This is a genomic window from Serratia nematodiphila DZ0503SBS1 (assembly GCF_000738675.1).
In the GTDB taxonomy this organism is placed as follows: Bacteria; Pseudomonadota; Gammaproteobacteria; order Enterobacterales; family Enterobacteriaceae; genus Serratia; species Serratia nematodiphila.
Genome location: NZ_JPUX01000001.1, coordinates 2572590 through 2587506, shown reverse-complemented (window position 1 = coordinate 2587506; position 14917 = coordinate 2572590). Strand labels below are relative to the sequence as shown.

General features: G+C 61.3%; 13 protein-coding genes. 6 read left to right on the top strand and 7 right to left on the bottom strand.

Going from position 1 to position 14917, the window contains the following annotated elements:
- Positions 1 to 272 precede the first annotated feature (272 nt).
- The 3 genes from nrdA to yfaE all read left to right on the top strand — a co-directional run bounded on the left by nrdA (position 273) and on the right by yfaE (position 4023).
- The gene (nrdA, locus tag JL05_RS11965; protein ID WP_033632525.1) at positions 273 to 2561 is read left to right on the top strand and encodes a class 1a ribonucleoside-diphosphate reductase subunit alpha; all 2289 of its coding nucleotides are present in this window, start codon (positions 273 to 275) and stop codon (positions 2559 to 2561) included.
- Between the two features lie 67 nt (positions 2562 to 2628).
- Positions 2629 to 3759 carry a class Ia ribonucleoside-diphosphate reductase subunit beta gene (gene nrdB, locus JL05_RS11960; RefSeq protein ID WP_004935915.1) on the top strand — a complete coding sequence of 377 codons (1131 nt, stop codon included), beginning with the start codon at positions 2629 to 2631 and terminating at the stop codon, positions 3757 to 3759.
- Positions 3760 to 3762: 3 nt separating this feature from the next.
- The gene (yfaE, locus tag JL05_RS11955) at positions 3763 to 4023 is read left to right on the top strand and encodes a class I ribonucleotide reductase maintenance protein YfaE (RefSeq protein WP_033632524.1); all 261 of its coding nucleotides are present in this window, start codon (positions 3763 to 3765) and stop codon (positions 4021 to 4023) included.
- A gap of 59 nt (positions 4024 to 4082) precedes the next feature.
- Here the strand turns inward: yfaE and JL05_RS25830 are convergent, their stop codons facing one another.
- The gene (locus JL05_RS25830; RefSeq protein ID WP_004935921.1) at positions 4083 to 4235 is read right to left on the bottom strand and encodes a Hok/Gef family protein; all 153 of its coding nucleotides are present in this window, start codon (positions 4233 to 4235) and stop codon (positions 4083 to 4085) included.
- A 231-nt stretch (positions 4236 to 4466) separates the two neighbouring features.
- Entirely contained in the window at positions 4467 to 5183 is a 717-nt protein-coding gene (locus tag JL05_RS11945) for an AraC family transcriptional regulator (RefSeq protein ID WP_238545843.1), read from the bottom strand.
- Between the two features lie 221 nt (positions 5184 to 5404).
- Here JL05_RS11945 and JL05_RS11940 point away from each other — a divergent pair, with 221 nt between their 5' ends.
- A complete protein-coding gene (locus JL05_RS11940) occupies positions 5405 to 6640 on the top strand; it encodes an FAD-dependent oxidoreductase (RefSeq protein WP_238545842.1) in 1236 nt (411 codons plus the stop codon).
- Here the strand turns inward: JL05_RS11940 and JL05_RS11935 are convergent.
- Positions 6630 to 7826, bottom strand: a complete 1197-nt coding sequence (locus tag JL05_RS11935; RefSeq protein ID WP_033632521.1) for a nicotinamide mononucleotide deamidase-related protein YfaY — start codon at positions 7824 to 7826, stop codon at positions 6630 to 6632. The two genes, JL05_RS11940 and JL05_RS11935, sit on opposite strands and share 11 nt — an antisense overlap.
- A 245-nt stretch (positions 7827 to 8071) precedes the next feature.
- Between JL05_RS11935 and tyrP the strand changes: the two genes are divergently transcribed.
- Positions 8072 to 9280: a tyrosine transporter TyrP gene (gene tyrP / locus JL05_RS11930; RefSeq protein WP_015378562.1), complete on the top strand. Its 1209-nt coding sequence runs from the start codon at positions 8072 to 8074 to the stop codon at positions 9278 to 9280.
- A gap of 61 nt (positions 9281 to 9341) precedes the next feature.
- Here tyrP and JL05_RS11925 read toward each other — a convergent pair whose 3' ends face one another.
- Positions 9342 to 9881, bottom strand: a complete 540-nt coding sequence (locus JL05_RS11925; protein WP_004935943.1) for a YfaZ family outer membrane protein — start codon at positions 9879 to 9881, stop codon at positions 9342 to 9344.
- A 338-nt stretch (positions 9882 to 10219) separates the two neighbouring features.
- On the opposite strand from JL05_RS11925, the gene katA reads away from it, so the two are divergent.
- Positions 10220 to 11656 carry a catalase KatA gene (katA, locus tag JL05_RS11920; RefSeq protein ID WP_015378563.1) on the top strand — a complete coding sequence of 479 codons (1437 nt, stop codon included), beginning with the start codon at positions 10220 to 10222 and terminating at the stop codon, positions 11654 to 11656.
- Positions 11657 to 11699: 43 nt separating this feature from the next.
- On the opposite strand, the gene menE is transcribed toward katA, so the two are convergent.
- Genes menE through menB form a run of 3 tightly spaced genes read right to left on the bottom strand, consistent with a single transcriptional unit; the run spans position 11700 to position 14913 of the window.
- The gene (gene menE / locus JL05_RS11915; RefSeq protein ID WP_033632520.1) at positions 11700 to 13085 is read right to left on the bottom strand and encodes an o-succinylbenzoate--CoA ligase; all 1386 of its coding nucleotides are present in this window, start codon (positions 13083 to 13085) and stop codon (positions 11700 to 11702) included.
- Positions 13073 to 14056, bottom strand: a complete 984-nt coding sequence (gene menC, locus JL05_RS11910) for an o-succinylbenzoate synthase (protein WP_033632519.1) — start codon at positions 14054 to 14056, stop codon at positions 13073 to 13075. The genes menE and menC overlap by 13 nt, the downstream gene beginning before the upstream one ends.
- Complete coding sequence (gene menB, locus JL05_RS11905; RefSeq protein ID WP_015378566.1) at positions 14056 to 14913, bottom strand: 1,4-dihydroxy-2-naphthoyl-CoA synthase; 858 nt, start codon at positions 14911 to 14913, stop codon at positions 14056 to 14058. Before menB ends, menC begins: the two co-directional genes overlap by 1 nt.
- Positions 14914 to 14917: the final 4 nt, after the last annotated feature.

Sequence of the window (14917 nt, the reverse complement as noted above, 5' to 3'; positions counted from 1 at the left end):
CAAACGATCGGTTTTTTCAGTTTTTAAGGAAAATCTGATCTCGCTTATTGACAAGCTTGTCGCGCCAGTCACGGCGCGCACTGCGAACGGCAAGTTACATTTCACCCCCAAGTTATCCACAAATTAGGCCGGTTTTGTTCACTTGCAAACGCCGTTTTTTCTCACTATCTTGTTACCTCACCGACATACAACCCCTATATATAGTGTTTACATACTGAGCAGAGCGACTACACTTCTGCTTAGGGGCACCATACGGACAGGTAAAACACCACATGAACCAAAGTCTGCTTGTAACTAAACGCGATGGCCGTAAAGAGCGCATCAACCTCGACAAAATCCACCGGGTCATCGATTGGGCCGCAGAAGGATTGCACAACGTCTCGGTTTCTCAAGTAGAGTTGCGTTCCCACATTCAGTTTTATGACGGCATCAAAACCGCCGACATTCACGAAACCATCATCAAAGCCGCTGCCGATCTGATCTCCCGCGATGCGCCGGACTATCAGTACCTGGCCGCTCGCCTGGCGATCTTCCACCTGCGCAAAAAGGCTTACGGCCAGTTCGAGCCGCCGAAGCTGCACGCTCACGTGACGCGCATGGTCGAGATGGGCAAATACGATAAACATCTGCTGGAAGACTACAGCGCTGAAGAGTTCGAGCAGATGGACTCCTTTATCGATCACTGGCGCGACATGAACTTCTCTTATGCCGCCGTCAAGCAGCTGGAAGGCAAGTATCTGGTGCAGAACCGCGTCAGCGGCGAGATCTACGAAAGCGCCCAGTTCCTGTACATGCTGGTGTCCGCTTGCCTGTTCTCCAACTACCCGCGTGAAACTCGTCTGGACTACGTCAAACGTTTCTACGACGCGATTTCCACCTTCAAGATTTCGCTGCCAACGCCGATCATGTCCGGCGTGCGCACCCCAACCCGCCAGTTCAGCTCCTGCGTGCTGATCGAGTGCGGCGACAGCCTGGACTCCATCAACGCCACCTCCAGCGCCATTGTGAAATACGTTTCGCAACGCGCCGGTATCGGCATCAACGCCGGCCGCATCCGCGCGCTGGGCAGCCCGATCCGTGGCGGGGAAGCTTTCCATACCGGCTGCATTCCGTTCTACAAACACTTCCAGACCGCCGTCAAATCCTGCTCGCAGGGCGGCGTGCGCGGTGGCGCGGCAACGCTGTTCTACCCGATGTGGCACCTGGAAGTGGAAAGCCTGCTGGTGCTGAAAAACAACCGTGGCGTTGAAGGCAACCGCGTGCGTCACATGGACTACGGCGTGCAGCTGAACCGCCTGATGTACCAGCGTCTGATCAAGGGCGAAGACATCACCCTGTTCAGCCCGTCCGACGTGCCGGGACTGTATGACGCATTCTTCGCCGATCAGGACGAATTCGAGCGTCTGTACACCCAGTACGAAAAAGACGACAGCATTCGCCAGAAGCGCGTGAAAGCGGTTGAGCTGTTCTCGCTGATGATGCAAGAGCGCGCCTCTACCGGCCGCATCTACATTCAGAACGTCGACCACTGCAACACCCACAGCCCGTTCGATCCGCAGATCGCGCCAGTGCGTCAGTCCAACCTGTGCCTGGAAATCGCCCTGCCGACCAAGCCGCTGGAAGACGTCAACGACGAGAACGGCGAAATTGCGCTGTGCACCCTGTCCGCCTTCAACCTGGGCGCGATCGACAGCCTGGACGATCTGGAAGAGCTGGCGACCCTGGCGGTGCGTTCACTCGACGCCCTACTGGATTATCAGGATTATCCGATCAAGGCCGCGCACCGTGGCGCGATGGGGCGTCGCACCCTGGGCATTGGCGTCATCAACTTCGCCTATTATCTGGCGAAGAACGGCGTGCGCTACTCCGACGGCAGCGCCAACAACCTAACCCACAAGACGTTCGAAGCCATTCAGTACTACCTGCTGAAAGCCTCCAACCGTCTGGCGCAGGAACAAGGCGCTTGCCCGTGGTTCAACGAAACCACCTATTCGCAGGGCATCCTGCCGATCGACACCTACAAGAAAGACCTGGATGCGATCTGCAGCGAGCCGCTGCACTACGACTGGGAAACCCTGCGTAAAGAGATCCAGGAAACCGGTCTGCGCAACTCGACGCTGTCCGCCCTGATGCCGTCGGAAACCTCTTCGCAGATTTCCAACGCCACCAACGGCATCGAGCCGCCGCGCGGCCACATCAGCATCAAGGCGTCGAAAGACGGCATCCTGCGCCAGGTGGTGCCGGAGTATGAGCGTCTGAAAGACAACTACGAGCTGCTGTGGGAAATGCCGAGCAACGACGGCTATCTGCAGCTGGTGGGGCTGATGCAGAAATTCATCGACCAGTCGATTTCGGCCAACACCAACTACGATCCGACCCGCTTCCCGGGCGGCAAGGTGCCGATGAAGCAGCTGTTGAAAGACCTGCTCACCACCTACAAGTTCGGCGTGAAAACGCTGTACTACCAAAACACCCGCGACGGCGCGGAAGACGCCCAGGAAGATTTGCAGCCTGCCAAGGCCGGCGATGATGACTGCGAAAGCGGCGCCTGCAAGATCTAAAGTTTGACCTAGCGGGCCGGAATTTTCCGGCCCCTTCATTTAGCCACGTTACGATGGATTCAGGCTTATGGCTTACACCACTTTTTCTCAGACCAAAAACGACCAGCTGCAAGAGCCGATGTTCTTCGGCCAGTCGGTAAACGTTGCGCGTTTCGACCAGCAAAAGCATGAAATCTTCGAAAAACTGATCGAAAAACAGCTCTCCTTCTTCTGGCGCCCGGAAGAGGTTGACGTCTCTCGCGATCGCATCGATTATCAGGCGCTGCCGGAGCACGAGAAGCACATCTTCATCAGCAACCTGAAGTATCAGACCCTGCTGGACTCCATTCAGGGCCGCAGCCCGAACGTCGCCCTGCTGCCGCTGATCTCGATCCCTGAACTGGAAACCTGGGTGGAAACCTGGTCGTTCTCCGAGACCATCCACTCCCGTTCCTACACCCACATCATCCGCAACATCGTCAACGATCCGGCGCTGGTGTTCGACGACATCGTCACCAACGAAGAGATCAAGAAGCGCGCGAAAGACATTTCCGGCTACTACGACGATCTGATCGAGATGACCAGCTACTATCACCTGCTGGGTGAAGGCACCCACCAGGTGAACGGTAAAACCGTCACCGTCAATCTGCGTGCGCTGAAGAAGCAGCTGTACCTGTGCCTGATGAGCGTGAACGCGCTGGAAGCGATCCGTTTCTACGTCAGCTTTGCCTGCTCCTTCGCGTTCGCCGAGCGCGAATTGATGGAAGGCAACGCCAAGATCATCAAGCTGATCGCCCGCGACGAAGCGCTGCACCTGACCGGCACCCAGCACATGCTGAACCTGATGCGTTCAGGCGCGGACGATCCTGAAATGGCAGAGATCGCCGAGGAGTGCCAGCAAGAGTGCTACGATCTGTTCGTGCTGGCCGCCCAGCAGGAGAAAGAGTGGGCGGAATACCTGTTCCGCGACGGCTCGATGATTGGCCTGAACAAAGACATCCTGTGCCAGTATGTGGAATACATCACCAATATCCGCATGCAGGCGGTCGGCCTCGGTCTGCCGTTCGAAACCCGCTCCAACCCGATCCCATGGATCAACGCCTGGTTGGTGTCCGACAACGTGCAGGTAGCGCCGCAGGAAGTGGAAGTGAGCTCTTACCTGGTTGGCCAGATCGACTCGGAGATCAACGCCGACGACCTGAGCGACTTCGAACTGTAAGCGATGGCGACGCCTACCGTAACGCTGCGCGCCGCCGGCACGCAGCTCTCTTGCCCTAACAGTGAAAACTGCCTGCTCGACGTGCTGGAACTGCACGATGTGCAGGTAGAGTACCAATGCCGCTCCGGCTATTGCGGCGCCTGCCGCCTGAAGCTGGTGAAAGGTGAAGTGGCCTACCGCCAACAGCCGCTGGCGTTTATCAACGCCGGCGAAATCCTGCCCTGCTGCTGCATACCGCTGACGGATATCGAGCTGGAAATGTAAAGTCGGGTGCCGGAAACCGCGCCTGGAGACCAGAAGGCGGGGTTGCCCCCGCCCTAGGATTACCGCTTCACCTCACACGCCAACCTGATCAGGATAGTGATATTTTCCTGGTAGATTTTCAGTTCGCACAGCGAATCTCTTATCATCCAGATAAATAACAAAACCGTAATACATACAACGGTTAGCGAGTGAAATACATGCCTTAAGCGCATGCTTGCCTCCTTGCTGTGAAGGGGCTACCATACCGGTGTCTAGGCGGTATGTGCAGCCCCATTCTGATTGAGAGTCAGTCTGGGGCTTTCATCTATCCGCCTTGTCACACAATGCCCAAGACGAACAGTCTCAAGCACCCGTCAAGAGAGTAACAGCATTCCCTCACCGCGAATATCCCCTATAAGATTATGATTAATCAGGGATATATAACTATCCTCAAAGTATTTCGCTTAGCGCCCCTTTCCCGCCGATGTGGAAAAATAACGCGCCGGGGAATCGCCGAAGGCTTTACGAAACATGGCGATAAAATTGCTCGGCGAGGCATACCCCAGCGCCTCCGCAATCTGCAGCACCGTTTCGCCTTCGGCCAGCTTCGCCAACGCATATGACAACCGAGCCTGCTGACGCCACTGGGCAAAACTCAACCCCGTCTCGCCGATCATCAGCCGCCGCAGGGTACGCGGCGACATCGCCCCCCATTCAGCCCACGCCTCCAGTGAACGTTCGCTCCCCGGTTGCGCCAGCAAGGCCTGCAGAACGCCGGCCAGGCGCGGATGGGACGACATCGGTAAATACAGCGGCTCCGTCGGCGCCAGCCGTATCTCATCCCGCATCACCTGCGCCATACGATCCTGTTCCAGGGTAAGCGCGCTGCGTTTGTCCCAACCTTCCGCACGCTGAGCCAGCGCCTGCAGCACGGCGCTGATGCCGATAACGCAAGGTGTATTCGACAGATCGTGGCAGGCCTCCGGCGCCAGCAGCAAACTCCAGCCGCTCAGCGCGCCGCAGACCTGCACCCGGTGCTCCGTCCCCGGCGGGATCCAACCCGCCCGCTGCGGCGGCAGCACCCAATCGCCCTGCGCCGTGCGTACATGCAGCAAGCCGCTTTCGACGCACAGCAACTGCCCACGCACATGCTGATGCCAGTCGTATTCTCGCGTGCCCAACCGATACTCCCGGCCTGCCGCGTCGCGGCCGCCAAGCGCGATAAGCCAAGGGCCCGCGGACCATTCGCTGCAGTCAGCGTCGAGGGCATGAAGGTTTGCATCCATATTGGCCACTAATCACTATTTTTAGTCCAGATACCGTTATACCAACCTTTTCCTGCACCGACATAATGAAATGCTTCCGGCCGCTACCGTCTGTGGCCACTGTTTCACGAGGGAATATGATGACAACACTCAGCATTGGCATTATCGGCGCAGGGCCCGGCGGCCTGTGTCTGGCTCAGGGACTGCGCCGCTTCGGCATCCACGCCACGGTATTTGAACGCGACGCCACGCCGCAGGCGCGCGATCAGGGCTACCGGCTGCGCATCGATCCGTCGGGCCAGCAGGCGCTGGCCGCCTGCCTGCCGCCGGCACACTACCGGTTGCTCTGTGCCGGCAGCGCGCAAAACAGCGGCGAGAGCAATCTATGGGATCCGCAGCTTGCCCCGCTCACCGGCCGACGCCCCGAGCACTGGTTGCCCTCCAGCCAGCGACAAACGCAAGAACCGAGCGGCGATCTCGGCATTCATCGCCAAACGCTGCGCGAGATCCTGCTTGCCGGCCTGCAAGACCAGGTGCGCTTCGGCCATACCTTGCGTGAATTTGCACAAACGCCGCAGGGCGTGGAACTGCAGTTCGCCAACGGCGAGCAAGTGCGGGTCGATGTGCTGATCGCCGCCGACTGCGTCAACTCGCTGGTACGGCGGCGCTGCCTGCCTGAGGCGGGGCCCAAAGACAGCGGCGCGGTCACCCTTTACGGTAAAACGCCGCTCGATGCGGCGACCGGAGCCCAATTGGCCCCCGAACTGCTGAACGGCGTATCGGTGATCTTCGCCGACGGCGTGTCGCTGGTGCTTGAACCGATGCGCTTTGAGGCCCCCATGGCGCAGTTGGCGGCCGACTACGCGCCCGATTGCCGCCTCTCACCGGTCGACGACTATCTCTATTGGGCCTATATCGGATCGGCTGGGCGTCTCGGCGGGCCGGTGCGAACTGAGGGAACCGCTGCGCTGCAGGCGCGCGTACGACATATCTCGCAGGGATGGGCGCCCGCCTTGCAAACGGCGTTAGCGCTGGCGGATCCCCTGTCGCTCAGCGTGCGGACGGTGCAGGTTACAGCGGCGATGCCAGAATGGCGCAGCGAACGCATCGCCTTTCTCGGCGACGCCGTGCACGCCATGAGCCCGGCGGGTGGGCTCGGCGCCAACACCGCGCTGGTAGACGCCGCCAGCCTGGCGGCGCATCTGGCGCACTCAGACAGCGCCGCGCAGGCGCTCAGGAACTACGGTAGAGAGCTGCAAACGCGAGGCGCCGCGGCAATACGTCTTTCACGCCTGGCGTCCGAACGGCTGATGCAGCGCGATGAAGCCGACAAGACGGGAGACTCAGCAACGCCAATACCCGTCACTCGATAATTTCCACCACCTCCAGCCAGGCGTTTTTACCGCACGCCTGGCCCCCATTCAGCCAGCGGCGCAGCATATCCAACGCCAGCATCGCCACCGACTCCTGCCGCAGCCGCAGGCCGTGGCGCGACGCGCGATAACGCACGGTCTGGCCAATGCCGCCGCGCGGCGTGTGCAGCGCAATGCTCACCTGCTCATCGCGCATGGCGCTGACCGCCAACGCCAACGGCGCACCGGTCAATTCCGCCAGCGAGCGGGCGCGCGCCAGCGTCGTTTCCAGCGTTTCGATGCAGTGCGCCGGCAGCAGCTCGCCCCCCGCCAGCGGCGCCCCTTCGCTCTGCAGCTGCAGATTGATCAAACCGCCGCTGAACTGCTCGCTCAACGCCAGCTTCAGCCCTTGCTGATTCAGACGCTGCGTCAGCGTCGCCGGCAACCCGTCGGTGCCTTCAAAGATGCAGTTGTCCCCCGCTACCTCGCGCACGCGTCGCCAGGCCAGCTCCATCTCCGCGCGCCGGCTTTCCGGCCCGGTCAGCTTCAGCTCAATGATCGGGCTGGACGAGCGGTAACCCAACACCACATCCGGCGGCAGCGGCAGGCCGTCCAGCTCGGCGGCCAGATCGCTCTCGGAGGTGCCGAAGGTGGTCAGGCGCAGGCACAGCGGCGGCGCCGGCAAGGTGAAGCGCTGGCGCAGACGCGGCACGATCTGCTGTTCGACCATCACTTTGAATTCCGACGGCACGCCGGGGGTGAAGAACATCAGGCATTGGTTCAGCTGCAGCGCGAACCCGCAGGCGGTGCCTACCGGGTTATCCAGCATTTCCGCGTTGGCCGGGATCTGCGCCTGCTTGCGGTTGGAAGGGGCCATCGGCCGCCCGCGCTCGGCGAAATAGGCTTCCATGCGCGCCAACCAGTCAGCCCGTTCGACCAGCTCTACGCCGCTGGCTTTCGCGGCGGCCAGCGCGCTGAGATCGTCGCTGGTCGGCCCCAGGCCGCCGTTAACGATCAACACATCGGCGATGTGGCTGCGTTCCTGCAGGATCTCGATCAACGCAGAGAGGCTGTCCCCGACCGTTTCACGCCCGCTCATCGGCACGCCCTGCTGGAACAGGTAGTCCGCCAGCCAGGCGGCGTTGGTATCAATAATTTGCCCGTGCAGCACCTCATCGCCGGTGCTGAGCATCTCCACCCTTAACATTGATCTCTCCCACATTTTTTGGTCATTCCACTATAGAAGCCCGTAAATAACTTTTCACTAGCCGCCTGCGGATAATTTCAGCCATGGGTTCGTTTCTCATGCGCCATGCAGCTCGCCGCAATGTAAACATTACTGTACATCATGCGTAACGTCGGTTTGACACAAATTAGGGCTTCCACTATCCTGCCATCCTCATAAATCGTTACCTATAATTTTCAAAATCTTTCGGCTGGTAGAGAAAAAACGTGAAGAATCGCACTCTTGGCAGTGTTTTTATCGTGGCGGGCACCACCATTGGCGCCGGGATGCTGGCGATGCCGCTGGCGGCGGCCGGCGTCGGCTTCGGCGTCACGCTGGCCTTACTGGTCGGGCTGTGGCTGTTGATGTGTTACACCGCGCTGCTGCTGGTAGAGGTTTACCAGCATGAACAGGCGGATACCGGTCTGGGTACCCTCGCCAAACGTTATCTCGGCGGCGGCGGCCAGTGGCTGACCAGCTTCAGCATGATGTTCCTGATGTACGCCCTCACCGCCGCCTACATTAGCGGCGCCGGCGAATTGCTCGCCACCAGCATCAGCCAATGGACGTCACAGGACTTCCCGGTGTCGCTCGGCGTCCTGCTGTTCACCCTGGTGGCCGGCGGCGTGGTGTGCATCGGCACCCACTCGGTCGACTTGTTCAACCGCATCCTGTTCAGCGCCAAAGTGGTGTTTCTGGTGGTGATGCTCGGCCTGATGTTGCCGAATATCCACCAAACCAACCTGATGACGTTGCCGCTGGAGCAAGGCCTGGCGCTGTCGGCCATTCCGGTGATCTTCACCTCCTTCGGCTTCCACGGCAGCGTGCCGAGCATCGTCAACTACATGGGCGGCAACATTCGCAAACTGCGCTGGGTGTTTATCATCGGCAGCGCCATCCCGCTGATGGCCTATATCTTCTGGCAGCTGGCGACGCTGGGCAGCATCAGCTCCGACACCTTCGTCGGCATTCTGGCGCAGCAGGCCGGGCTGAATGGCCTGTTGCAAGCGGTGCGCGACGCAGTGGCTTCACCGCACGTTGAACTGGCAGTGCACCTGTTCGCCGATCTGGCGCTGGCGACCTCGTTCCTCGGCGTCGCGCTCGGGCTGTTCGATTTCCTGGCCGACCTGTTCAAGCGGCAAGATAACGTGCGTGGCCGCCTGCAAACCGGCGCCATCACCTTCCTGCCGCCGCTGGCCTTCGCGCTGTTCTACCCTCGCGGCTTCGTGCTGGCGCTGGGTTTCGCCGCCATCGCCCTGTCGGTGCTGGCGCTGCTGCTGCCTTCGCTGTTGGTGTGGAAAACCCGCCAAAAGCATCAGGCGCAGTATCGCGTCTGGGGCGGCACCCCTGCGCTGGCGCTGGTGTTTGTCTGCGGGGTAACGGTGATCGCCATTCAACTGGGCATCGCCAGCGGCATGCTGCCGGCGGTCGGGTAAGCGACGAAAGACAAGAAATGATAAAGAAAAAGGGGCCGCAATGGCCCCTTTTTGCTGAGCGTCAGAAGCTCAGACCGACACCGACATAAGGGCCATCGGCCAGGGTGTTGTCGCGACGCCCGTCTTTGCCTTCCATCTGCATGTAACGGTAGCCCACGTCTACGCTCAGCGGACGGAACTTCCAGCGCAGGCCGCCGCTGGCTTCGTTATAGGCCTTCACGCCGCTGGTGAAAGACTCAGGGGCAAAGTAACCTTCGCCGTGCAGGCTGAAGTAACGGTTAATCTCCCACTCCAGGCCGCCGCCCAGCGCCACCGCCCCGCCGCTCTTCCCGTCTTTCGGGCTGAGGTACAGCGCTTTGGCGCCCACGGTCGCCGTCAACGGCCCCAGCGGCACGCCGAAGTTCAACCCCACGCTGCCGACGTTGCCGTCATGGTCGCTGCGCGCCCAGTTGCCGGTCAGGCCCAGACCTGAAGAGCCGGTGCTCATGCCAACGCCCAGGTTGGTGTAGTGCTGCCCGGCTTCGCCCGACACGCTGATGGCGTTCGCCGCGCCGGTCACCAACAGCAATCCTGCCGCGCACGCGACCCAAGTCTTTTTCATCATCTTTCCCTCTGGTTTGTCATCCGTACCGAATGATCGAATCAACGCATAATAATAACGTCACGAGTCTATACCAAAGCTCAATGCGTATTTAAGGGATAAAAACGAAAAAATTCTTCAATAATCAAATAAATGTAAATATTTGCAAACAACAATCTATATTCGTCAAGGCGATGCCAACGATAACCGAGACCTATTTGCCGTCGCTCGGCAATAGGGCTACAACTAGTAGTGGCTTTGACCGAGGTCAGGGGAAGAAGCCCCGCCAAAGGACTATGCTGATGAACGCTTAAACCGCCCGAGTCTTTACTTAAATGCACTACGATAAGGAGCAAGTGATGAGCAAGAAAGGACTGACCACCGCAGCCGGCGCCCCGGTTGTCGATAACAATAACGTGATCACCGCAGGCAAACGCGGCCCGATGCTGTTGCAGGACGTGTGGTTCCTGGAAAAACTGGCCCACTTCGACCGTGAAGTCATCCCCGAGCGCCGCATGCATGCCAAGGGATCCGGCGCCTACGGCACCTTTACCGTCACCCACGACATCACCCGCTACACGCGCGCCAAGATCTTCTCCGAAATCGGTAAGCAGACCGACATGTTTATCCGCTTCTCCACCGTCGCCGGTGAACGCGGCGCCGCCGACGCCGAACGCGACATTCGCGGCTTCGCCATGAAGTTCTATACCGAAGAAGGCAACTGGGATTTGGTGGGTAACGATACGCCGGTGTTCTATCTGCGCGATCCGCTGAAATTCCCCGATCTCAACCACGTGGTGAAACGCGATCCGCATACCAACCTGCGCAACCCGGTCTACAAGTGGGACTTCTTCTCCCACCTGCCGGAATCACTGCACCAGCTGACCATCGACTTCAGCGATCGCGGTATTCCGAAGTCCTACCGCCACATGCACGGCTTCGGCAGCCACACCTTCAGCTTTATCAATGCCGCCAACGAGCGCTTCTGGGTGAAATTCCACTTCCGCTGCGAACAAGGCATTGAAAACCTGATGGATGAAGAAGCGGAAGCGATCATCGCCAAGGATCGCGAAAGCTCACAGCGCGATCTGTTCGAGGCGATCAAACGCGGCGACTTCCCGCGCTGGAAGCTGCAAATTCAGATCATGCCGGAACACGAGGCCTCGCAGACGCCCTATAACCCATTTGATCTGACCAAGGTGTGGCCGCACGGCGACTACCCGCTGATCGACGTCGGTTATTTCGAGCTGAACCGCAATCCCGACAACTACTTCTCCGAGGTCGAGCAGGTGGCGATGAACCCCGCCAACGTGGTGCCGGGCATCAGTTTCTCGCCGGATAAAATGCTGCAGGGCCGTCTATTCTCCTATGGCGATGCGCACCGCTACCGTCTGGGCGTCAACCACCACCAGATCCCGGTGAACGGCGCCAAGTGCCCGTTCCACAACTACCATCGCGACGGCGCGATGCGCGTGGACGGCAACAGCGGCAATGGCGCCACCTACGAACCAAACAGCTTCGGCCTGTTCCAGGAGCAGCCGGACTTCAGCGAACCACCGCTGAGCATTGAGGGCGCGGCCGACCACTGGAACCATCGTGAAGACGACGATTACTACAGCCAGCCGCGCGCGCTGTTCAACCTGCTGAGCGCCGAAGAGCACCAGCGCATGTTCACCCGCATCGCCGGCGAACTGTCGCAGGTGCCGGAACAGATCCAGCGCCGTCAGGTCGAGCTGTTCACCAAGGTGCACCCGGACTACGGCGCCGGCGTCGCCAAGGCGTTGGGGCTGAAATAACCTTCTGCAGCCATCCACTCAGCCGCCCTTTCGGGCGGCTTTTTTATGCCTGGGAGAGACGCTGCGCCACCCACTGCTGCAACTGGCGGCGAGAAATCTTGATGCCGCCGTTTTTCAGTTCCTCGGGCAACGGGAGCAACGCCACCGGGCGTTGGAAATTGGCCAGCTGGTTCTGCGACCAGGCGAACAGCGCCCCCAACGACAGCGCCGGATCGCCGTCGATCACCGCCACCGGCCGCTGGCCGAACTCAGCGTCCGCCATCGGCACCACAAACGCCTGCGTGATCTGCGGGTGCGCCGCCAGCACGCGTTCGATATCCTCGGGCTGCACCCCTTCGCCGCCGCTGAAAAACAGGTTGTCCAGCCGGCCGAGAATGCGCAGTTCCCCCTCCTCCATCACGCCGCGATCGCGGGTCGCGAACCAGCCCTGCTCATCGGCCAACGGCTGCAGATGCCCATGACGCCAGTAGCCGAGCGCCAGGCTGTCGGCGCGGATCCAGACCTCTTCGTCGACCAGTTTTACTTCGCGGCCGCCGAGCGGCAGGCCGACGCCCGGCCGCGCATCGGCGCGCTTGGCGCACACCGTGGAGGCCAGTTCGGTCAGCCCGTAGCCGCACCAGCAGCGGATCCCCGCCGCCTCCGCCCGTTCGGTCAGCTCCACCGGGATCATCGCGCCGCCGAGCAGCACCGCTTTCAACGTCATGCCCGTCAGCGGTTGCGCCAACAGCCGCCAGAGCTGCGTCGGCACCAGCGAGGCGTGCGTGCAGCCAGCCAATGCCTCGGCCAGCGGGTGCATCTCGCGCACCGCCAGCCGCGCACCCGCCGCCAGCCAGCGCCAGACGATGCCCTGACCGGAGACGTGAAACAGCGGCAGTGACAGCAGCCAGCAATCCTCGCGCTGAAAATCCATCAGCTGCAACACCCCGTCGGCGCTGGCCAGATGGTTGGCGTAGCTGTGCGCCGCCGCTTTCGGCATGCCGCTGGAACCGGAAGTCAACGTCAGCGTCGCCAGACGCTGCGCATCCCACGTCGGCAGGTCTGGCCAACGCGGCTCGGTCGAGGGCGGCGTCAATCGAATCACCTCTTCCGGCAGCGCCGGCAACGAGTCCGGGCCGAAGACAAAGGTCATATCCAATTCCGGCAACAGCTGCGCCAGCAGCGGCGTCGGCAAGGCGGGATTGAGCGGCAACAGGCGCGCGCCACATTGCAGCAGCGCCAGATAGGCCAGCAGCAGCGGATAGCTGTTTTTACCGCACAGCGCCACGCCGCAGCCCGGTTCAACGCCCTGATGCTGGAAATCCGCCGCCAGCTCATCCACCTGGCTTTGCAACGCCAGCCAGCTCAGCGGCCGTTCGCCGAGCAACAGCGCCGTCGCCTGCGGCTGAAGGCGCGCCCAGTGCCGCCACGGCCAATCGCTTAACCGCGCCATAGACACTCCAGCGCCGAAACATCCAGCAGCGGCAACGCGCTGCCCGGCCACGGGCGCAGCACCTGCGCCTTCATCAACCCCAGCGTGTCCAGCCCCGGCACGGTGTCCGGCGTCAGCCAATGGGCGATGCGCGCCAGCTGGGTCAACCCCAGGCTGGATTCGAGGCTGGAACTGATCACCGCCGTCAGCCCCTCCGCGTGCGCCTGCGCCACCAGCGCCTGACAGCGCGCCAGGCTGCCGACCAGCGTCGGCTTGATCACGATGGCCGCCACACCCGGCTCGGCCTGCACCACAAAGTCCACCTCCCGCACGCTCTCATCCCAGGCGATGGCGATACCGGTCGCCCGGGCGAAGTCGCGCGATTCATCACGGGTCTTGCAGGGCTCCTCCAAAAAGGCGATGCGATCGCGCCACGCCGGGTTGACGTATTTGGCGAAGCCGTCGGCCTTGGCACGGCTCCAACTGCGGTTGGCGTCCAGCCGCAGCCGCAGATCCGGCAGCGCCTCCAGCAGCACGTTGACGATCATGCCGTCGCGCACCGCCTCATACAGCCCTACTTTCACCTTGGCGACTTTCTCGCCCGGCAAAGCGCTCAATGTCTCGAACAGCTCGTCCGGATCGCCGGTACACAGCGGCGCCTTGCGGAAATCCGCCTGCGTCGGCAAGCGCTGCTCCAGCTCGGCCTGCGCACAGCTGAGCCCAAAGGCCACCGAGGGCAGCGCGCTGTGCTCCGGTTCGTTGTCCGCCAGCCACGCCTGCAGCCAGTCCAATGCGGCCCGTTCGGCCTGCGCCGGCGTTTCCCGGCTGAACTCCGGCAGCGGCGCGATCTCGCCCCACCCCTCACGCTCGCCCTGACGCAGCTGCACCACCCATCCGTCACGCGTTTTCAACCGCTGATTGCGCAGCACCACGCCCGCCTCCATCGGCAGGCTGTAACGGTATAGCGCCGCGCTGCGGTTTGCCCCGCTCATTACGGGTTACGCTTGAATTTGCTGAAGTCCGGCTGGCGCTTCTCGTTGAAGGCGTTGCGCCCTTCCTGCCCTTCGTCGGTCATGTAGAACAACATGGTGGCGTTGCCCGCCAGCTCCTGCAAACCGGCCTGGCCGTCGCAGTCGGCATTCAGCGCCGCCTTCAGGCAGCGCAGCGCCATCGGGCTGTTCTGCAGCATTTCGCGGCACCAGCGCACCGTCTCTTTTTCCAGATCGGCCAGCGGCACCACCGTATTGACCAGCCCCATGTCCAGCGCGGCGGCGGCGTCGTACTGGCGGCACAGGAACCAGATTTCGCGCGCCTTCTTCTGGCCGACGATGCGCGCCATGTAAGACGCCCCCCAGCCGCCGTCGAACGAGCCCACTTTCGGGCCGGTCTGGCCGAAGATGGCGTTATCCGCCGCGATGGTCAGATCGCACATCATGTGCAACACGTGGCCGCCGCCGATCGAATAGCCGGCCACCATCGCCACCACCGGTTTCGGGCAGGTGCGGATCTGGCGCTGGAAGTCCAGCACGTTGAGGTGGTGTACGCCGCTGTCGTCGCGATAGCCGCCGTAGTCGCCGCGCACTTTCTGATCGCCGCCGGAGCAGAAGGCCTTATCGCCGGCGCCGGTCAGAATAATGACGCCGATGCCGTCGTCGTAACGGGCGTTGGCCAGCGCGTCGAGCATCTCTTTGACCGTTTGCGGGCGAAACGCATTGCGCACCTGCGGCCGGTTGATGGTGATTTTGGCGATGCCGTCGGCGGACTTGTGATACAGAATGTCTTCGAAATCGCCGGTGCAATCCTGCCAGGCGATGGCGGCATACAGCTGTTCTTCATTCGGATAAAGCATGTTC